Raw genomic sequence first — 21,325 nt, forward strand, 5'->3', positions numbered from 1 at the left:
CCATTTTACAAGGTCTCAGGCTATGAGTCTTCTTTTATATTCTAAAACTGATGTTGCACTTCAATTGTAAATTCGTCGTACAAAAAAAGACCTCAAAATGAGGTCTTTGTCTATTTATGAATTAAATTGTACCCTTCCTAAAGGCAGTCTTAAGTCCAGCAACTTCCATCAAACTTCTGTCACCTGATAGATGTTTGATAAGTGAAGCTGTGTGACCCTTGAATTTGTAACCCTTGCTTAATATTTCAGCAATACCATGGTTTTGACCAAGTGATGCAACAGTACCCATTGATTTGTATACGAATGGTTTTAATTCTTTACCATTTAATGCAGCACCAATGTTATTTGCTACTGATACACCTTCAGCTGAAGCAAGTTGACCAGTTGTTGGTAGTGGACGTTCTGCTCCTTCTGGAATCATAGCTGAGTCATCACCTATGAAGAATGCTTCAGGGTGTTCTTCTAGGTTAAGGAATGATGTTGTCATAACACGGTTTCTTCTAGCTTCGATACCTGAATCTTTGATAACATCACTACCACTAACACCAACAGTCCAAAGAATTGTGCTTCCTTCGACCTTTTTCTCTGTATCGCCATCCATGTATACGACAGCCTTTGGTTCGATTTTTGTGATTTTAGCACCAGTTAGAAGTTTGATACCGTTCTTTTCAAGGTATGAAACAGCGTAACTAGCAAGATTTTCATCGAACATTGGAAGAATTCTTGTTGCCATTTCTAGGCAAGTTACTTTAATTTCAGGGACACCGTATTTTGCTTTAAGAATCTTAACAGTATCAACTAATTCACCAAGGATTTCGATACCTGTGAATCCAGCACCACAAACAACAATACTTAAGTCAGCTGGGTCTTGAGATTCTTTGTAGTTAGCAATATTTTCGTTCATTGTCTTATATATATTTTTCGCTGTATCTAAGTCTTGGAGGATGAGGGCGTTATCGCTAGCACCTTCTAGGCCAAAGTCTTCAGAACGGAAGCCAAGAGCTACGACGATATAATCATATGTAATATCGTCGTGATCTTCGAATTCAACTGTCTTGTTGTCGAGATCAAGGTTCTTAACCGTAGCTTGAATGAAGTTGACGTTTGAAGGAAGAACAGAACGAATATCAAAGCTAACAGCATCTGCTCTTGTTGTTCCTGCTGCAATCATGTGTAATCCAGTTTTTTCAACGTGCAATGCATTTTTATCTACTAAATCGATTTGTGTTCCTGCTGGTGTCGTTTTGGCAAGGTCACGAGCGGCCGTTAACCCACCGTATCCAGCGCCTAATACTAAAATATGTGCCATATTAACCTTCTCCTTCATATAATTGATTGAAAAATTGTTTACGCTACCATTATATATCTTTTTATCAAATATGTGGTACTGATAAGATTATATTGGGTTTTTGCTGATAGAGTGTTTCAAGAAGAATGGTGCTAGTATCGTAATCAATATAATACTGATAATAACTGATGAGTAATATTCTTTTGATAACAGATGAACACTGAATCCTACTTGAGCGACAATTAGTGCCATTTCACCACGAGAAATCATCCCTGAACCGATAACGTATGAATCTTTCATGTCGAATCCGGAGATCTTTGCTCCGAATCCTGCACCAATAAGTTTACCAACGATTCCGGTAATAGTGAATAGCAGAATTAACCAAAAATCATTAATTAAACTATCAAATTCTAAGTTTAAACCAATACTTATAAAGAAAACCGGTATAAATATAGAATATCCGATGATCTCGATGTTTTGATTTATTTTCGTATTGTAATTTGAAGAATTAGAAATAGCGATTCCTGCTACAAATGCTCCTAAGACAGAATCTAATTGTGTCCAGTCTGCAAAGTAAGCAAACAGTAAACAAACAACCAGTGCGGTTATTGTTGGAGCATGTGTGGCTTCAAGATAGCTAGCTAAATGCATTAGCCCTGGAACGATCCAGCGGTAAGAAACATAAGTAACAACTACGAATAAAATCCAAAGAACCAGCAACATGGCAATCTTTTTAATTGAAAAGTGTCCTGTTAATGTTCCTGACATAACACTTAGGATAGAAATCGCTAAAATATCATCTGCTACGGCAGCTCCTAGAATTACTGTACCAGCAGTACTTGATAAATAATTCAAGCTTTTGAGAACTTCAACTGAGATAGAGACTGAAGTAGCTGCGAATACTACTGAAATAAAAATACTTTCGCGAAGATTTATTCTAAAGACTAATGCAGTTAGTAATGTCAATACTACTGGTAGAATAACCCCGAAGATGGCCACTGTAATACTGGGTCCTAAATGCTTTCGCAATAATTTCAAGTCACTCTCTAATCCAGCTATGAACATCAGTATAATTACACCAATATCAGCGAATAATTGTAGTTCATCTGTTGGTTTAACGATATTCAATAAGCCACGCCCTAGGATTACTCCAAGTATCAGCTGCCCAATCACAGCTGGTAAATTTAGCTTATTGAAGATGTGACTAACAATTAATGTAAGGAAAAGCATTAAAGCCAAAAGGGTTATAAATTCCATTATTTCTCCTATTCTTTTTTTATACCATGAATAAATATTTTGATCATAGTATTGAGATTAGCGATATTACGTTTACGACGAGCTTCGCTGTATTCAATATATGGTACTAGCATTGTCAAAAAAGTTCCAACTTGTACGGGAATTGATAAGTCAGTTCTAAGCTCGTCTTTATGAGCTTGAAAGATATTAAAAAGAACTTTGTAATATCCTCCATCCCAGTTTTTACTAATTTCTTTCTTTTCTTCGTCGGTAAAAACTGTATCTAAATCATGTCTTAACATAAAAAAGTTAAGCTTAAAATTTTCTACCATAAATGTTGAAATGGTGGTAAGCATTTCGTCAAATGGAAGGTCCTTGTTTTGATTGTATTCTTCATAGAGTTTTTCACTGAAGCCGCCGACTTCGTGCTCAATAGCCTTAACGTATAAGACTTTTTTATTCTTATAGTAGTGGTACATATTGGGCTGAGTGATATTTAACTCTTGAGCAATTTTTCTAGTAGATGTGGCTTGATATCCTTGAGATAAAAAGTCCTTTGCGGCTACTCGCAAGATTGCATTCTTGGTATTTTCCGCCTGTTTATCACGTGAGTTCATTTTTTTATCCGTCCTCTTGTTCGTTGATTCTATTATAGCCTATTGTTACTAAGTTTATATGCCATTTATCATTTGATAAGAATATATTTCGATAAAAAAATAAAGACCTCAAAATTGGCCTTTATTTTTTCTCTCTTATGATATAAATTGGACGTTTTTTAACCTCTAAGAAAATTTTTCCAATGTATTCACCTAAAATACCAATACTTAATAGTTGAATACCACCAATCAGAAGAATTATTGAAACCATTGATGCCCATCCAGTAACACTGCTTAATGGATAAATTAATTTACGTATTATAATACCAATGATTGCAAAAACAGATACAACAGAGAAGAATATTCCCATCCAAGTAGCAAACATCAGTGGTTTCTCTGTGAAGTCAATTATGCCCGTAATGGCGTATTTAAGTAATTTCCAGAAGTTCCAAGAAGTAGTTCCGGCCACACGTTCTCGGTTCTTGTAAGGGATGTATTTAGTTCTGAAGCCAACCCAGCTAAAGATTCCCTTGGAGAAACGATTATACTCAGTCATTGAGAGGATAGCGTCAACCATTTGGCGTGTCATAAGTCGATAATCACGAGCGCCTGGAATGATCTTAGTTTGCGACATTTTATTGATTACACCATAGAATGAATTTGAGAAGAAGGAAATAATCGGATTTTCACCTTCACGATCCATTCTAGCTGTACCAACACAGTCGTATTCATCAGTTTCTAGTAAGTCGAACATTTTCTCTAACATTTCAGGAGGATCTTGTAAGTCCACATCCATAACAGCAACATAGTCGCCAGTTACAGCATTAAGACCGGCATATAAAGCAGATTCTTTACCGAAGTTTCTGGAGAAGGTAATATAGTGTACCTCGTCAGGATGAGCAGCTTGCAATTCCTTGAGTACAGGATAAGTCCTATCCTTTGATCCATCGTCCACAAACCAGTATTCAAATTTGAATTTAGTACTGTCTTCTTTTACCTTAGTCATAGCGTCGTAGTACAAGTTAATTGTTTCCTCTTCGTTATAACAGGGCACAATTACGGATATGGTTTTCATATTTGTTAGTCACTTTCCTAATTTTAATTCAAAAAAAAGATACTCAAACAGATGAGTACCCATCATAAATACTATTATATTTCTAGTGATTCAGGTAATGCAAGGTTACTACTGTTAGAAGTTCTAATAACACTTACACTGATATCGCGATTTGTTTCACTTTCGATTGCATGTAAATCTTTGCTGTATTGAACAAGAATGTTAGTAATGTCTTGATTTTTGTCCAACAATTTAATTACATCATCGATATTTTCAGATACATTTTGTAATAGTGAAATTGTTTGATCATGGTCTAATTTATTTTCTTTAATAACTAATTGATATAGTTGATCGTCAGAACTACCTACAAAGATGGCATTTTGTGTATCAGGAGAGATACTTTCTAACCACCAAGTAATAAGTTCAGCCTTGCTATTAAAGTCGTGTTCTAATAAGCCATTCTTATCAAATAATTGGTAACTAGTAGGTTTGTTATCTTCAAAGATAATTGTTAAAACAATAGATCCATCTGTGCGATAGAAGTTTTGTTCTGTAAGAACTTTTTCTTTATTGAAATTTTGAACTGATGATAGTTGGCCATCGGCGTTATAAATATTTGCTTTAACGACTTGATCATTCTTGTAGTAATTAATACGATCTATCTTTTTGTCATCGTTGATATTGTCATATTCAACGGTCATCAATAGTGTGTTACTTTGGTCGTAAATGACTGTGTCGTGTGATTTGACGTCAGTTCTAGTTACCCAACCGTCATTTTCAGGGATTGTAACGGTCTTGTCCGTTGGGTTAGGGCTTGCTTGTAGTTGATCAAATAGACTGACAACATTTGGAATATGCACTTTAGCTGTCTTTGCATTGTGGTCGACTAATTCATTCAAGTGGTTGTTATAAAATGTAGAAACCAACGTAACAGGCTTTTGTAGTTTTGATTCGAGGAATTGAATTGTGTCGAAAACGTCGCGTTGTTGAGATTCTGTTTCAAACTCATCAGCTGTAACGTAGTAATCTTTGTCTTTATCTAAATAAACGTCACGTACTAAATAAGCTGAATGGAAGACATCTTTGATGTACTTTTCAAGGTAGTCAATATTACCATTAACTTCTTCCAATTCAGATTCGATTTTTTCACGTTCATCATCAAGACTTTGAAGGTGTCTTTCAAGCCCAGCTTTAGTTTCAATACGATAATTGCGGTCGTTTTTGATCTTGTCTTCGATTTGATTGGTTTTTGACTTCAACATATCAATGTTAGAGCTTGTATCATTGATATTCTTGTTAGCCTCATCGAGTTCTTTTTGAAGTGAATCGATAGTAGCTTTGATATCGTCGATATTCTTCTGGATACCTTCACGTTCTTGATACAATTTATCAATAGAATTCTTTTGATCTTCCATTAGAACCATCATCTTCTGGAGATCTTTTTCTTCCTTGATTGCAGAAGACATGTCGGTTTCAGCTTGCTCGTTCTTAGTTAATTCATCCTGTGCATTGCTCAATTTTGATTGATTATTAGAAATCTTATCTGATAATTCTTGTTGTTTAGACTTGAATCCTTCGAGTAATTCGTTTTGTTCTTTTTGATCGGCATGAACACCAGCTAGTCGTTCTGTTTCAGCATCGTCATTTTGTGCCTTAACATCAGCTAACTTTTCGCTGGATTCTTTTTGATCACGTTTTAATGTATCTAGGTAATTATCTAATGTTTCTTTTTTAGTTTCATGTTCATCTTTCTCTGAGAAAAGATTCGTTTTGAGGTCGTTACGTAGTTGAGCGTAATGATGTGATAGTTGATCCATTTGCTCTTCAATATTGACACGTTTGTCATGAGTTGTTACAGGAAGTTGTTCCTTTTCATTGTCTTTTTGTTCAACAATTTCACTTTTTTGATCATTATTTATATTTTTTTCGTCGGCAGCCGAATCTTCTTGGGCCGCCTTGGAGGAAGCGGTATCAGTATTTGGAGCACTCTTTTCTGGCTCTGCATCTATTTTGCGTAACATATCTAAAAATTTCACGAATGAATTCCCCCACAAGTTGACTTATAATAGTTACTAAAGAGTAGCATTTTTTTAAAGTGGTGTAAAGCTGTTGTGAAGCCTATTAAAGTACCACTTGAGCTAAATGTTAACATCAAAAATAAGGGAGATTTACGTATGAAGATAATGGCTATAAATGCGGGAAGTTCAACTTTGAAATGGAAGCTGTTCGAAATGCCGGAAAAACAAACAATTGCCTCAGGAATGATCGATCGTTTAGGCTCACCAAAATCAGTATTTAAGTTGAAGTATAACGGTGAAAAATTTGAACATGAAGAAGCAATTGAATCAAATGAAGTTGCCGTGTTGTTAGTACTTGATGCTCTAAAAGATAAGGATATTATTCAACGTTTTGAAGATATCGTTGCTTTTGGTCATCGTGTTGTTGCAGGTGGGGAAGAATTTAAAAAATCTGAAATCATTACTGAAGAGAACCTAAGTAAGATTCTTCAATTATCGGAATATGCTCCATTGCATAATAAAATCGAAGCTTATTATATTGATGTCTTCAAAAAATTGGTTCCTAAGGCAATACAAGTAGCTGTTTTTGATACATCATTTTTTGCAGATATACCGGAAGTAAATTACTTATATAGTGTTGATTTGAATGATTATAAAGAATTCAAGGCACGTCGTTATGGTGCACATGGAACTAGTCACCGTTACATTGCTCAACGTCTAAATGAACTAGTTGATGGTGGAATTAATGATAAGAATGTTATTGTTATGCATTTAGGTAGTGGAGCTTCTATCAGCGCCATCAAGAATGGTAAGGCCTTTGATATTTCCATGGGATTCACTCCGTTAGCAGGTATTACTATGAGTACTAGGAGTGGTGATATTGATGTTTCGATTTTGCCATATTTGATGAAGAAATTAGGGTTAACTGATATTGACGACATGATTGAAATTTTAAATCATAAGTCAGGATTACTTGGTATCTCTGGTATTTCTGCCGATATGCGTGATATTGAAGCCGCTGAAGATACTAATGATCGTGCTAAATTAGCACTTCAGATTTTCCGCAATCGTATTATCAAATATGTTGGATCATACATTGCTGAAATGGGTGGTGTCGATGTCTTAGCCTTTACCGCGGGTGTTGGTGAAAACTCACCTGAGGTTCGTCATGATATTCTTGAAGCATTCAGTTATTTAGGCGTAAAAATAGACACTGAAAACAACAAATTACGTGGAAAAGAAGTCCGTATTACAACAGACGATTCCAAGATTGCTGCATACACAGTGCCTACAGATGAAGAGTTGATGATTGCTCAAGATACTTACGGATTTGCAAAACTATTAAACTAAAAATGCATTAAAACTCCGATGAAAAATGTGACGACTTCAGTCAAAGTAATTAATAGTAAGTTCTTGATAATGAGTGGAAAAGTCTTCTTCTTGATTGGTTCGTCGCAGAAAGCTTTGGCATTTTTATAGACGATAGGTGTAATTAAAAATGTTAGTAACATGGCTTTAGGTAATACGCCAATAATTACAGAACAAGTAAGAGCCAAGTATCCAAGTACATATAATGATTTCAATATAAAAATAGAGTTATCTCTACCCAAATAGTAAACGAGCGTCTTGCGTCCTAATGTCTTATCCTCATCCTCATCAGCGATGTTATTAGCTAATAGGAGATTTGATATAGAGAATACTGTTAGTAGTGATGATAATAAAATATCACCGTAGAATTTGAAATCTAGAATTGCTGCTGGTGCATCGAAAACGTTAATATAAATTGCGATTAAGTAAATTATAAATCCCATTGTGAAGCCGGAGAATAATTCACCAAAGGGTCCGCGGTTTATTGGATGCGGGCCTCCAGCATAAAAGAATCCTACAGCAAACGAAAATAGTCCCATAAATAATAATGGTAATCCAGTTCGATAGACGATGATAAGTCCGATCAGTGCTGCAATAGCTGTGAAGACAAAGTCAATCCATCCAACTAGATGAATATTTAAATTATTAACACCGATAACGTTGGTATTTCTGCGAAAACTCTCAGCTCCAGTGGCGTTTTTGTAGTCCCAATAGTTATCATTTATGTCGACAGCCATGTTGAATAAAAACATGGCGATGAAGAATAAAATTAAATCAAGAGCATTAATAGACTGCCAGTGATAGTATGAATACAACGTTCCCATTAAAAATGGAAACACACTGGCAGTTTTTGCTTTTATTTCGACTAATTCAAAAAATACAGATGGTTTCACAAAATCATTCCTTTGGATTTGATAAACTATATTATAGAATTAGTTTTAGTTACACTACAAGTAATAGGGTGAGAGGGATTTCATGGCGCATTCAATTTGGAAAGACTATCCGAGTATAGATAGTAGATTAGATCAAACAACTGCTTTTATTCATAGCAGTGTAAAAATTAGAAATAACGAGATCAGCCAGATGATAGTTGACTTGACCTCAGAAGGGAAAATGCTTAGACCAGCATTTTTTCTATTGTTTAGTGCATTTGGTCCGGAAAAAAAATCTGAAAAAGAGCTAATACCACTAGCTGCTTCTTTGGAGTTATTACATGTTGCCACGTTGATTCACGATGATGTGATTGACGATTCACCACTACGCCGTGGTAAACCGACTATTCATACTCGTTATGGAAAACGTAACGCTATATATGCTGGGGACTACTTATTTACATTGTATTTTGAAATGATTTCTAGATATTCGCCAGAGCAAAAAAATATTTTGATGAATGCTTTGAGCATGAAGAAGATTTTAATTGGGGAATTAGATCAGATGCTCATCAATTATAATGTTGATGCGACTGCTAAGATGTACATTCGAGAAGTAAGTGGTAAAACGTCCGAACTGTTTAGTTTGAGTACTGAAATGGGTGCAATTATTAGTGAAGCTGATGATCGAATTGTTCATATATGTAAGAATATTGGCCATGACATTGGAATGTCATTTCAAATAATCGATGATATTTTGGATTTTGGTGATAGTCAAACCACTGGAAAACCTAATTTTGAAGATTTAAAAAATGGTGTTTATACATTGCCTTATATTTTGGGATTACAAGATAAAAATCAGAAGTTAATTTCAATTTTGTCTGGAACTGATCTAACCAATGAGCAGATTCAACAAGCAGCTGATATTGTTGAGTCAGAAGGCTACTTGGATAAGGCTAAGGACATTGCTAAAACTTATAATCAACATGCATTGCGTCGGATTAATTTATTACCGAATAGTAAAAATAAGATAGTGTTAAAAAAAGTTGTTAGAAAGTTATTGAATAGAATAAAATAAAGCATCATTAACCGTTATAACGGTTAATGATGCTTTATTTTTTTAATCTATTTTGCATTTTGTTGTAATTTTTCTTATAGATAGTTTTTCGATTATATTTAAAAATTAGATAAGTTGCGACGAAGGACAAGATGCCTAGTGAAAATATATCTAATGATGGATTATCTGAATAAAGCATTCTGAACCAAATTAGGACAGCCGCAGCTATAATGAATGCAATAATATAATTTATCCACTTAAACATTTTGATCACCCCGATACTTTTTATTTTGAGAGATAGTACAACATTTGTTGTAGATTATCAAAGTATTAGGAGTATTTTTTTATAAAAAAATAACGCCTGCTTAGGCGTTATAAGTTTAGAGACCTTGGTCCATTTTGTATAGTTCCTTGAAGTGTTCATTTGTTTGATACAGTTCACTTGGAGAACCTTGCATCTCGATTTTTTCAGAGTTCATAAAGATTACATGATCTACATGATTAATGCCTTGTAGATGATGAGTAACCCATATAATAGTCTTGTCTTTTAGAACATCAAAAAATGTAGATAATAAATCATTTTCAGTTATTGGGTCTAATCCTACTGTAGGTTCATCTAGTAAAACCACCGGGGCGTCTTGTAGAAGAATTCGAGCAAGAGCTAACCGTTCTTGTTCACCACCAGAGAAATTGGAACCATTTTCACCTACTAATGTGTTGTACTTATCGGGCAATGACTCTACAAGATCTTTGAGACCAACTTTTTCTAGGGCGGATTTTACTTCAGAGTCACTTTTATTTTCATTACCTAATCGAACATTATTCATAATACTAGTATTGAAAAGGAATGGTTTTTGGTTTAAGACAGAAAATATTTGTTCACGGTGTACTTGTATTTCTTGGATGTCGTGACCATTTACTTTGATACTCCCATTTTGTGGCTTCAAATCACCCAAAATCAATTGTAGAATCGTTGTTTTACCGATACCACTAGGCCCTAACAAGGCTATTTTTTGTCCCTTTTTAATTTCTTGTGAGAAATTCTTGATTAAGACTGGTGAGTCAGTATCGTACTCGAAATCGATATTTTTTATTTGAATATCCTTGAAATCACTAGGATTAAGTTCAAATTGTTCTGGCAGATTATTTTCCACTGGTTTAAGAGTATTTAAACGAATGATTGAGTCACGATATTCAGGCCATTCTTCGTAACCTTGACTGACTGGAATAAAGGTCTCAGAAAGTGGGAATAGGCACAATACAACAGCTGAAACAAAATTTGCTTGTTCTTGCCCATTAGTCATGGTCAAGTTTGTAAAGATAATAAAGCAAATAGCAATTCCAGCAAAAATCAGTTGTAGGAATAAATCACGATTTCTGCGAAAAGATTTAGATTTATCTTTGGAAATGTTTAATTCTGAAATATTCTTGGCAGATAAGTTTTTGAAGTCTTTTTGACGACCGGAAATGATCCAATCATCTGCTCCCAAAATATTATCTGTAAGATTAGTGTATAGGTCGGCTTTAATTTGCTTTTGACGCTCACGTCTGGCACTTTCAATCGTTACAGATGCAAGTGGGACAATTAATACTTCGATTGCTAGTAATAAAAAGACGAAGAATCCAAAAGCTGGATTGTAGAGACCAAGTACTAGTGAGCCGATGATAGCCAATAAGTATGAAATAACAGTTGGAAATACAGTTCTCAAATAAAGGTTTTGCAAGTGACTGATATCTTCTGATAGTAGTCCCATGATATCACCAGTTTTGTGATGTTCATTTAGGAATGCTGCATCACTTTCTAGTGTCGTGTATAAACGAGTTCTTAGATTAGAGGTTACTCTTAGAACCCAATTATGACTCTTAAGTCTTTCGATATATTTGAATGTTGGACGACCAATACCAAAGGCACGTGTTAACAAAATAGGCACGTAAATTAGCAATATATTGACGGGGTGTGTAGCAGCCTTATCAATTGTGTAACCAGAAGTGAACATCAAAGCAGATGCACAGATAGCTGTTATTAATCCTAATAGTAGAACTGTGATCAATAGACCTTTGTATTGTTTGATATATGGTTTGACCCAAGTATCGTGTTTAAAAGTTTTAAAGAAGTTCATTTTGATTACCTCGCATATTAGAAATTAATTGTTTATATGCACCGTTATGGTTAGAAAGCTCTTCTGGTGTACCTTGTTCAGCAATTTGACCATTATTCATAACGATGACGTAATCCATTTCTTTTATCCAATGTAATCTATGAGTTGCAAATATTACAAGATGATCTTTAAATAATTCCTTCATAGGAGCCTTCAAAGCATATTCGGTTTCGATATCCAAATGAGCTGTAGGTTCATCGAATATCAAAATATGACGGTCATTGGCCAAAAATGCTCTAGCCAACATGATACGTTGTTGCTGACCACCGGATATACCACGTCCACCTTCTCCAATTATCGTTTGATAACCGAGTGATAAACTACTGATGAATTCCGTTAAACCAGCCTTATCAGCTGCAGATTCGATTTGCTTTTCAGTAGACTGAGGTGCATAGAAGGCAATATTGTCGGCAATTGTTCCGGCAAATAAATATGGTGATTGCGGTAGAAATGTCAATTCATCTTGCCAAGCTCTTTGTTTAAAATGATTTAAATTTTTACCGTTGACCGTTATAACGCCTGAGTCAGGAGTTAAAAATCCTCCTAACGCACGAATTAAGGTTGTCTTACCGGAACCAGATTTCCCAATAACACCGATTTTTGTATAGCCAGATAATTTTAATTTATCAATATCTAAACTAGAATCAGCATTACTTTGATCACGAGTGTAATTGAAGACTAGATTTTTAACATCTACTTCGGAATTTTTATCCCAAGTGAAGTTATCTAAGTTGTCATCTTCTGCAGTATCGTTGTACTCTAAAATTTTGAAAATGGCATTGAGTGCATTTTTACCATTTAGAGTTGCGTGATAATCACTGGAGAAATCACGCAATGGTAGGAAGTATTCTGGCGCTAATATTAAAGTTACTAGGGCAGGGAATAATGGAAAACTATTATTTATTAGTCCCAGTCCCAAGAATACGGCTAGAATGGCAATTCCTAGCGTTGTGAGCCAATCTAATGCAAAGGTCGATAGAATAGCAATGCGCAAAGTATTCATTGTACGTCGGCGATATTCGTCACTGACAGTGTAAATGTTTTTTGCATAACGTTTACTTAATCCAAGCATTTTAAGTGTTGGTAATCCACGTAATGCGTCTAAAAAGTGATTAGACAGTATCGTGTATTGATGATATTGTGCATCAGCTTTTGATTGAGCTGCTAATCCTAGAATAATCATGAATAAAATTACTAACGGTACGATAACTGTTAACGTAATACCTGATGCAAGATTTTGCATGTAAATATAGACCAGTAGTACTGGTGGAATAATTGACATGTTCATCAGTTTTGTAAATATTAGTTTGAAATAATTCTCAATTAAATCTATCCCGTCTAATGAGGAGGTTACTAAATTACCAGTACCTTCTGCTGAAATCATAGCAGGTCCCGATGTATATACTTTGTCTAACAAGCGGGCACGCACTTCTTCTGAAGTGTTTTCTGCATAATTCTCGACGATTTTATTGTTTACCCAATTGAAACAATGACGCAAAATAAAGGCTACTGCGAAGAACGTCATTGGTTGGATAATAGTTTGTAGTGATTTTTGCTCCCACGAATTTACTAATGCTTCTGCTAAAAACTTACCTTGGAATAATATAGCAAATGCTTGCAAGAGGGTTAGTCCTGCAAGCATTATGAATAGTTTCTTTGTTCCTGGTAAGCTGAATAACCGCTTATCAATCATTTTTAATATTTCACCGTGTTTTCTTTTGGATTTATTCTCTTTGTGAAGAGTGTGTATGACCAAATGAAGTAGATAGCTACAATTGGTACCAATACAGCGGCAACAATTGTCATAATTGTTAATGTGTATTGTGAATTTGCAGCATCTTTGATCAAGATACTGTGTGCAGGGTTCGTAGCAATCATAACACGTGGGAATAATCCGTTAAAGAGTAGGACGATAACCATGCTGAGGGACAAACCACTTCCAGCAAAGCTCCAACCCTCTCTGTCTTTCAACACTCCGTAGTAGCCAAGAAGTGAGAAGAGAACAATTAGTAATGTAATTACTAATGATGAACCAAATCTCTTAGTAAAGAAGTCTGTTTGGAAGAATACCAATACTGCAAAGACTACTTCACCTGCAAAAAGAATTGGATAAAGAATTTGGTTAAGTTTTCTAGCACGGTCACGAAGTGGTCCTTCGATTCTTAATCTGATGAAGTTTAATCCGTGAACTAATGATAGAAGTGTACCAGCTACTCCTCCGACAACTGATAACAAGTTAACAACGTCGAAGAATTTAGGGAATGCATCACCATTAGCGTTCATAGGAATACCTTGAACCATACTCAAGAGCATCATACATAGCAAGAATGGAGCCAGGAAGCTTCCTAGGAAGAAAGCCCACATCCAAATATTCTTGCCAGTTTGTGTTTCAGCATGTTTAACGAACTCGAATGAAACACCACGAATGATTAAGCCAACTAGAACTAGTAATAGAACAATGTAATAACCTGAGAATAATGAAGCGTACATAAGTGGTAACGATGCGAACATTGCACCACCAGCAGTAACTAACCATGTTTCGTTTCCATCCCAGTGAGGTCCGATAGAAGTCATAAGAGCTAGACGTTCATCAAAATCTTTAGCTAGAAAACGAGTTGACATACCTACACCGAAGTCGAATCCTTCAAGAAATAGGAATATCGCGAATAGAAGTCCAATTAATATAAACCATAAATTAGCGAGTGTCATTTTACAAAGGCCTCCTTTGCAAATGGATCAACATTTTGTTTTGAGTCTTCCATTTCATAATAAGGTCCGTGATGAAGTGTCTTTCTACTGTACCAAACCATTACACCACCAAGTAGTGTGAATAGTAAGAAGTAGAGAATATTACTGAATAATAGACTACCAACGGTTGATGTTGGTGATACGGCATCAGCAATAGTGAACAGTCCATAAACGATCCATGGGTAACGACCGAATTCTGTAACGAACCAACCTGCTGAATTACCAATGAATGGAATCCAAATTGCTAGTCCAACAATAACCATGAACCATTTCTTATTTTCAATAGTATCTTTCTTCTTACGTGACCAAATAACTCCGAAGATTGCAATCAACATAATTAATAGATCGATACCAGTCATTACTCTGAAACTCCAGAATAATGTCTTAGGTGGAACATAGTAATCCATATCTTTACCGAATTGCTTATCATACTTAGCATGTAGTTCCTTGTTCAAAGTATCCATACCTTTTACAGAACCACTAGTCTTGTGATATGCAAGCAAACTCAATAATTTTGGAATTTCAATTTGATTAGATGCTTTGTGGTTCTTATCATCAATTGTTTCAACTACAGTCCATGGAGCTGGATCTTTTGTATCTTTGTAAATACCTTCAGTAGCAGCAAATTTCATAGGTTGATCTTTGATAATTTGTTGTGTCTGAAGATCACCTGCGCCGGCTGATAAAATAGCAAAAATTAAACTTACCCAAAGGCCGAAACGTAGAGAAGTCTTGAAGAAGTGATTCTCATTCTTCTTCTTACGTAATAATCCCCAAGCACTCATACCTGCAATAACGGTACCTGCAGTTAGAATAGCGGCTAGGATAACGTGTGGAAATACCTTCCACAATTGTGGGTTAGCAATAACAGCACCAAAATCAGTCAATTGAATACGACCAGTAGCGTTGTTAATCTTGAATCCTGTAGGATGTTGCATGAAACTGTTGGCAGCTAAAATCCAAATAGCAGATAACATAGTACCAATAGCAGTCATCCAAATCATGAATGCATGAACACCTGGTTTGAATCTATCCCAAGTGAACATCCAAATCCCGATGAAGACAGATTCGATGAAGAATGCCAGTAAGGCTTCAATAGCTAGTGGAGCACCGAATACATCACCCATAAATCGTGAGTATTCAGACCAGTTCATACCAAACTGGAATTCTTGAATAATACCAGTAACAATACCAACAGCAAAACTCAGAAGAAAAATCTTTCCCCAGAACTTTGCCATATCAAGATATACTTTGTCTTTTTTAACTGCGTAGATAGTTTCCATGACAGCAACTAAAACACCCATTCCGATAGAGAAGGGAACAAAGAAGAAATGGAAAACAGTTGTCATAGCGAACTGAAAACGAGCTAAAGAGACAATACTTAAACCAATACCTAACATGGTAATAGCCTCCTTAAAAACAATATTTATACTCCCTTATTTATACACATTTATCATATGATTACTTAGTGAAATAATCAACAATAAGCCCTTACAAATTTTATAAAAAAAGATCTAAGTCAAGAAAATTGACTTAGATCATAAATTTTTTTGTTTTATCTACGACTACGACTCTGTGATGAGTCATAATTTGGAAATCCATAAGAACCATTTGATCCATAGTTATTGTTTGGATACTGATTAGATTGAGGATTTTGTGGCTGATTATTAAATTGGTTATTATTCATTTGGTTGTTTTGATTTGGCATTCCAAATTGATTATTTTGGTTATTTCCATTAAGTTGATTTCCACTAAATTGTCCATTGTTATTAGGCATTGGATAATTTGTCTGTTGACTTTGTTGCGGAAATTGTTGTTGATTAGAAACTTGATGGTTCATGTTATTGCGAGGGTTAAATTGGCCTGATGGTAATTGACGTTGATTTTGCGTAGAACCTTGTTGCATTGGATTTTGTCCATACTGGTTCTGCGCTTGATTCATACCATTCATTTGATTATTGAATTGTTTATTGTTTTGACGATTGAATTGATTATTTGCTTGTCCCTGTCTCATACCATATTGATTGTTTTGAGGTGCAGGTTGATATGGTTGGGGTTGGTAACCCTGCTAGCCGTTAAATTGGTTATTAGGCATATATGAATTTTGTTGATTAGGAAATTGTTGCTGATTGTATTGTGGTTGTCCTTGCATTTGGTTCATAGGTTGTTGGAACTGACCTTGTTGACCAAATTGTTGATTTTGTTGAGGATAACCATTTTGTTGTTGTTCAAAACCATTATTACCGTATTCATTATTGTAATTATTGCCTTGCTCTTCATCTTCTGCTGGAGCAGGATTCATAATTAAGTCAACGATACTAATTATTAGAACAATGGCTCCAATAACGATACCGACCCACGACCAAATAATCAAAAACTTAGTATCAGGTAAATTGGAATTAAATAATCCCATTAATCCACCCAAAATTAAAATAACGAAACTTACAATATCTGGAACAATGCTGTAAGTCCGATTCGTCAAAATATAAATAGCTGCTGCAATAATGTAGGTGATGGCCAACAAAATTCCCGCCGCTCCACCAATTGCACCAGTACCGACCAAAGCGGCAATGAAGTTTTCAAAGCCAGATTTGATCATCAAAATGATTGATAGAATTAATAATAATGTTCCGGCAGAAATTTTTGTGATTCTTACCATGAGTTTAACCCTCCGATTCATTTAGTGCTTAACTCTTATTTTACCTCATCCTTGACAAAATGGTTAATAGGTCCGTATTTATGTCCAACATCGATTTCGTTCTTAATAGCATGATATGTAAATGTTTTAGCAGTTCTGATAGCATCTTCAAGACTTGCACCTTTGGCTACTTCAGAAACGATACATGAAGACAATGTATCTCCAGTACCATTAACGTGTTCAGTTTTAACATATGGTTCTGAAATCCAGAATGACTGTCCATCTTCAAGGAGAACATAATCCTCAACGTAATCAAGAGAGTCGTCGGCGTGCTCACCCTTGATCATGATGTTCTTAGGTCCGAGATCACGAAGCTTGTGTGCCGCTTCTACGATATCCTCTTTTGAATTGAGATCCATACCTGAAAGTTTTTGTGCTTCGTAGAAGTTTGGTGTAATTAAGTCCGCCAATGGGAACAATTCGTCGATCAATGTTTGATAGGCTTCAGCTTCTAACAACATTGCACCGTGTTTAGTGATAATAACTGGATCTAATACAAATGTACCAAATGGCTTATCTTTAATCTCTTCAGCCACTGTATGAATAATTTCGGAATCAGAAAGCATACCTGTTTTGAATGCTGAAACTTCAAAGTCATCCTTGATGTCTTTGATTTGACTCTTAATAAAACTTGAAGGCATATTGATACTATCGTGGATGCCGTATGAATTACCGGCAACCGCAGCAGTTAAAACGGACATACCATAAACACCGCGTGCCATGAAAGTCTTAAGATCAGCTTGTGCTCCGGCACTACCATCAGAGTCAGAACCAGCTATAGTTAATACTTGAATAAATTCGTTCATAATCTCACCCACCTAGTTTTTTAATAATTTTAACCTTTATCTTAACAGTTAAGTAAAAAAAGTGATATTGATTTGAAAATTTTCTTGAGGTTTACGTTGCGTCATACTTTATACTTCATTTTGTTGGAGGAGAAAACATGGAATATACGATTAAGCAATTAGCTGATATAGCAGGCGTTAGCAGACGTACTTTACGCTATTATGATCAAATTGATTTATTGAAACCTAAGTATAATAGTAGAAATAATTACAGAATTTATACTGAAAATCAGGTAAATCAACTGCAAAGGATACTCTTTTACAAGGCCTTGGAGTTTCCCTTATCAAAAATACAATTGTTAATGAAAGATGACAGTTATTCTGAATTATCAGCTTTGAAAGAGCAACAGAAATTATTACTTTTGAAGAAGCAAGATATTGATTCTCTTCTGACGACTATCGATAAGACTATTAAAGACAGACAAGGAGACTTAACAATGACTGACACTGAAAAATTTGCAGCATTTAAAAATGCTAAATTACAAGAAAATGAAGATAATTTTGGATCAGAAATTCGTCAAAAGTACGGGGATGAAACAATTGAAAAGTCCAATAAAAAATTTATGAATTTATCTCAAAACGACATGAAAGATATGGAAAATTTGGAGAAAGATATGTTTGCTAATTTGGAATTGGTAAATAGCGATAACTTGGATTCTCCAGAAGCTAGAAAGGTTTATGAAGATCACAAGAACTGGTTAAGTTATAGTTGGCCACATTACAATTCTGAAGCACATCGAGGATTAGTAGATATGTATTTAGCTGATGATCGATTTTCAAAGTACTATAACGATCGGGCTGGGAAGCAAGTTGTACAACTTCTACATGATGTGGTATACCATTACACAAAATAGTGTAGGGGATGAGTTTCGTGACGGAAAATACTAGTTGGCGAGTGGACGATGAAATAGAGTTGAGACTGGTTCAGCCAAATGATGATGAGGCGCTTTTCAGACAGGTTGATGATACAAGGAAACAATTGGAAGAATATATGCCTTGGGCTGAAGATACTAAGACTATCGCCAATGAACGTAGATTTTTAGAATATTGTCAGAAACGAATTGCTGATAACGCACTTTGGCCAGTTACTATATTGGTTAGTGGCGAAGTTGCGGGGATGTTTGACTTTCACGATTTTGATCATCCCAATCGTCATTGCTCAATAGGTTATTGGTTAGGCAAGAACTTTCAACATAACGGTGTTATGACTAGAACGGTGGAAGCGGCTGTAAAAATTGGCTTCAATGAATTGAAAATGCACAAGATAAATATTCTGGCAGAAGTAGAGAATAAATCTAGCAATGCAGTCGCGATTAGAAGTGGTTTTCATTTGGATGGAACTTTGAGAGATCATATTTATTCGGCTGGAAAATTTCATGATGCAAATATTTATTCTTTGGTTGACAATAAGGCGTGACAAGACGTGATTAACTTCAAAGTATAATTTTAAAATACCCTCCGTATTTACTTGGCAAATACGAAGGGTATTTTTGACGAGATGAAGGGACTTGTATTCTTCATAAAAAAACGGATACCAAACGGCATCCGTAAATACTATTTCAGTAATTCAGGATTTTGATCGACTAGGTCTTTGTAGAAGTTCGCTAGTGTCATCACGTAGTAAGGGTAAAACCATAGCATGTATAATGCTAATAATAGAGTACTAACAAAACCGGATAACGGACCAAAGAGAAAACCGACTGCAGCTATGATACCAGATAGTAGCCACCAACCGATAAAACTAAGTTGGAGAACAAAGTAACGCCACTTATTACCATCCATTAATTTACGACTAATTGTAATATAATCAGTCAATGATTTATCATCACCTAATCCTTTGTCATTCATATCCTTATAAACGTAGTACGTTTGTGAGTAAGAAAATGTTTTAATGATTCCGGGAATCACAAGAAGAAGTGTCCAGAGGAAAGTGAAGATATTAATCAAAATATAAGTTAAAATCAATTTCCACCAATCAGGATTTCTAAAATAGGTGAAATTACTTTTTAGTGGTTCAAAATCTTCATCTGGATTTCGCAATAAGTCTAGCCCCTTGAAGTTAGCAGATTGAATAATTATTAAGAAAAGTAATCCAAAGATAACACCAAAAAGTGATGTTTCAATAAGGTTTTTTACTGCATAGAGTTGATCAGCTGTTGAGTATGGTAATACGGAAGTATGCTTTCCACTGTATTGTGCAAAGATAATAGTAAACATCGGAATCATGAATAATAACGTAACTTTTTTTCTATTACGGTAAATTAAATCTTTAACATCGCGCTTCAATTCGTATCTGGAGCGATAGCTTTTCATAAAATGGTCCCCCTAGTATTTATGTACATAAATAGCATATCTTAAATATACAAATTATTCATTGAAAACAGTTAATTATTACAAATTCATTCACTATATATTTTGTATAGTGATATTCACTCAATTAATTTTATATTTTTAGTAAATTTGTATAGAATAGAAAAGATAATAGAATCAACAAATACTGAAAAGGGGTATTGGACATGATTGGATTTATTGGTGCAGGTAGTATCGGTGGTGCGGTAATCACTGGTTTAGTTAAGAATGGCTATGATGCCGAAGAAATCATCGTTAAAGGTGGCAAATCAAATCGTACTAAGGATTTGCAAGAACACTTAGGATTTAAGATGGTTCAAAAAATAAAACAGATGGAAGATGCTAATCCAATTTTTATTGGTGTTGGTGCGAATGCACTTGATAGTGTTCTTTCAGAATTGAAGTCCATTAGTAAAGATAAATTGGTAGTGGCATTCACAGGAAGTGCTACTATTGCAAAGCTAAGACAAGCTTTACCTGAAGCTAAAGTTGCCCATGCCATCCCTAATACACCTGTAAAAGTAGGTGCAGGTTTCACTGGAATCACATATTCAGAAAAATTTACTGCTGATGATAAGAAGAGTATCGCTTCAGTTATGGGCTATACTGGCCAATTAGTAGAAGTTCCTGAATCCCAGTTAGGAATTTTAGGAACAGTAGCCGGATGCAGTCCAGCATTCTTAGATCTTTTCATTGAAGCATTGAGTGATGCAGGTGTTAAACATGGATTGAATAGAAAACTAGCTTACGATGCTGCGATTGGAATGGCTATAGGTGCTAGTAAGTTAGCTCTACAATCAGATTTAAATCCCTCAGCTCTAAAGGACGAAGTAACTTCACCAGGTGGTTCAACTATCAAAGGTGTCGCCGCTTTGGAAGAACATGGATTTCGTAACGCCGTTATAAAAGCTGTTGATGCAGCAGAAGGTGAATAATATAAAATTAAAGTCTGAAGCCACGTAGTATCTGTCCACGTTTGGCTAAGGACTTTTTTTATATACTACGAAATTTGTGAACGTTAAATTTGGATAAGTTCGGTA

At 35.2% G+C, this 21,325-nt stretch carries 19 protein-coding genes; 5 read left to right on the plus strand and 14 right to left on the minus strand.

What is annotated here, in order from left to right; genetic code table 11:
• Positions 1-121: 121 nt before the first annotated feature.
• The 5 genes from EKM79_RS05525 to EKM79_RS05545 form a co-directional block, all read right to left on the minus strand.
• Positions 122-1,309 (minus strand): NAD(P)/FAD-dependent oxidoreductase, encoded by a 1,188-nt coding sequence (locus tag EKM79_RS05525; protein ID WP_125566720.1) that lies wholly within the window; start codon positions 1,307-1,309, stop codon positions 122-124.
• Positions 1,310-1,396: 87 nt separating this feature from the next.
• Entirely contained in the window at positions 1,397-2,545 is a 1,149-nt protein-coding gene (locus EKM79_RS05530) for a cation:proton antiporter (protein WP_125566722.1), read from the minus strand.
• Positions 2,546-2,553: 8 nt separating this feature from the next.
• Entirely contained in the window at positions 2,554-3,141 is a 588-nt protein-coding gene (locus tag EKM79_RS05535) for a TetR/AcrR family transcriptional regulator (RefSeq protein WP_125566724.1), read from the minus strand.
• Positions 3,142-3,262: 121 nt separating this feature from the next.
• A complete protein-coding gene (locus EKM79_RS05540) occupies positions 3,263-4,195 on the minus strand; it encodes a glycosyltransferase family 2 protein (RefSeq protein ID WP_125566726.1) in 933 nt (310 codons plus the stop codon).
• A gap of 74 nt (positions 4,196-4,269) precedes the next feature.
• Positions 4,270-6,210: a coiled-coil domain-containing protein gene (locus EKM79_RS05545; protein ID WP_125566727.1), complete on the minus strand. Its 1,941-nt coding sequence runs from the start codon at positions 6,208-6,210 to the stop codon at positions 4,270-4,272.
• Positions 6,211-6,348: 138 nt separating this feature from the next.
• Between EKM79_RS05545 and EKM79_RS05550 the strand changes: the two genes are divergently transcribed.
• Positions 6,349-7,542 (plus strand): acetate/propionate family kinase, encoded by a 1,194-nt coding sequence (locus EKM79_RS05550; protein ID WP_125566729.1) that lies wholly within the window; start codon positions 6,349-6,351, stop codon positions 7,540-7,542.
• Here EKM79_RS05550 and EKM79_RS05555 read toward each other — a convergent pair.
• Positions 7,539-8,453, minus strand: coding sequence for a 1,4-dihydroxy-2-naphthoate polyprenyltransferase (locus EKM79_RS05555; RefSeq protein WP_125566731.1), 915 nt, complete (start codon positions 8,451-8,453; stop codon positions 7,539-7,541). The genes EKM79_RS05550 and EKM79_RS05555 overlap by 4 nt on opposite strands.
• Positions 8,454-8,535: 82 nt before the next feature.
• Between EKM79_RS05555 and EKM79_RS05560 the strand changes: the two genes are divergently transcribed.
• On the plus strand, positions 8,536-9,507 hold the full coding sequence (locus EKM79_RS05560; protein ID WP_125566733.1) for a polyprenyl synthetase family protein: 972 nt from the start codon (positions 8,536-8,538) through the stop codon (positions 9,505-9,507).
• Between the two features lie 359 nt (positions 9,508-9,866).
• Here EKM79_RS05560 and cydC read toward each other — a convergent pair whose 3' ends face one another.
• From cydC to thiD, 7 genes are all read right to left on the minus strand, one after another.
• Positions 9,867-11,606: a thiol reductant ABC exporter subunit CydC gene (cydC, locus tag EKM79_RS05565; protein WP_125566735.1), complete on the minus strand. Its 1,740-nt coding sequence runs from the start codon at positions 11,604-11,606 to the stop codon at positions 9,867-9,869.
• Complete coding sequence (gene cydD / locus EKM79_RS05570; protein WP_125566737.1) at positions 11,593-13,338, minus strand: thiol reductant ABC exporter subunit CydD; 1,746 nt, start codon at positions 13,336-13,338, stop codon at positions 11,593-11,595. Before cydD ends, cydC begins: the two co-directional genes overlap by 14 nt.
• A 2-nt stretch (positions 13,339-13,340) precedes the next feature.
• A complete protein-coding gene (gene cydB, locus EKM79_RS05575; protein ID WP_125566739.1) occupies positions 13,341-14,354 on the minus strand; it encodes a cytochrome d ubiquinol oxidase subunit II in 1,014 nt (337 codons plus the stop codon).
• The gene (locus tag EKM79_RS05580) at positions 14,351-15,793 is read right to left on the minus strand and encodes a cytochrome ubiquinol oxidase subunit I (RefSeq protein WP_125566741.1); all 1,443 of its coding nucleotides are present in this window, start codon (positions 15,791-15,793) and stop codon (positions 14,351-14,353) included. Before EKM79_RS05580 ends, cydB begins: the two co-directional genes overlap by 4 nt.
• A gap of 155 nt (positions 15,794-15,948) precedes the next feature.
• Complete coding sequence (locus EKM79_RS05585; RefSeq protein WP_125566742.1) at positions 15,949-16,407, minus strand: hypothetical protein; 459 nt, start codon at positions 16,405-16,407, stop codon at positions 15,949-15,951.
• A gap of 54 nt (positions 16,408-16,461) precedes the next feature.
• The gene (locus EKM79_RS05590; RefSeq protein ID WP_125566744.1) at positions 16,462-17,052 is read right to left on the minus strand and encodes a hypothetical protein; all 591 of its coding nucleotides are present in this window, start codon (positions 17,050-17,052) and stop codon (positions 16,462-16,464) included.
• A gap of 35 nt (positions 17,053-17,087) precedes the next feature.
• On the minus strand, positions 17,088-17,900 hold the full coding sequence (thiD, locus tag EKM79_RS05595; protein WP_164506020.1) for a bifunctional hydroxymethylpyrimidine kinase/phosphomethylpyrimidine kinase: 813 nt from the start codon (positions 17,898-17,900) through the stop codon (positions 17,088-17,090).
• Positions 17,901-18,034: 134 nt separating this feature from the next.
• On the opposite strand from thiD, the gene EKM79_RS05600 reads away from it, so the two are divergent.
• On the plus strand, positions 18,035-18,790 hold the full coding sequence (locus EKM79_RS05600; protein WP_125566747.1) for a MerR family transcriptional regulator: 756 nt from the start codon (positions 18,035-18,037) through the stop codon (positions 18,788-18,790).
• Between the two features lie 17 nt (positions 18,791-18,807).
• Positions 18,808-19,353, plus strand: coding sequence for a GNAT family N-acetyltransferase (locus EKM79_RS05605; RefSeq protein WP_164506016.1), 546 nt, complete (start codon positions 18,808-18,810; stop codon positions 19,351-19,353).
• A 137-nt stretch (positions 19,354-19,490) separates the two neighbouring features.
• Here the strand turns inward: EKM79_RS05605 and EKM79_RS05610 are convergent, their stop codons facing one another.
• Positions 19,491-20,249 (minus strand): DUF975 family protein, encoded by a 759-nt coding sequence (locus EKM79_RS05610; protein ID WP_125566750.1) that lies wholly within the window; start codon positions 20,247-20,249, stop codon positions 19,491-19,493.
• A 203-nt stretch (positions 20,250-20,452) separates the two neighbouring features.
• Here EKM79_RS05610 and proC point away from each other — a divergent pair, with 203 nt between their 5' ends.
• Positions 20,453-21,220, plus strand: coding sequence for a pyrroline-5-carboxylate reductase (gene proC, locus EKM79_RS05615; protein WP_125566752.1), 768 nt, complete (start codon positions 20,453-20,455; stop codon positions 21,218-21,220).
• Positions 21,221-21,325: the final 105 nt, after the last annotated feature.

The organism is Companilactobacillus insicii (assembly GCF_003946015.1).
Lineage (GTDB): Bacteria > Bacillota > Bacilli > Lactobacillales > Lactobacillaceae > Companilactobacillus > Companilactobacillus insicii.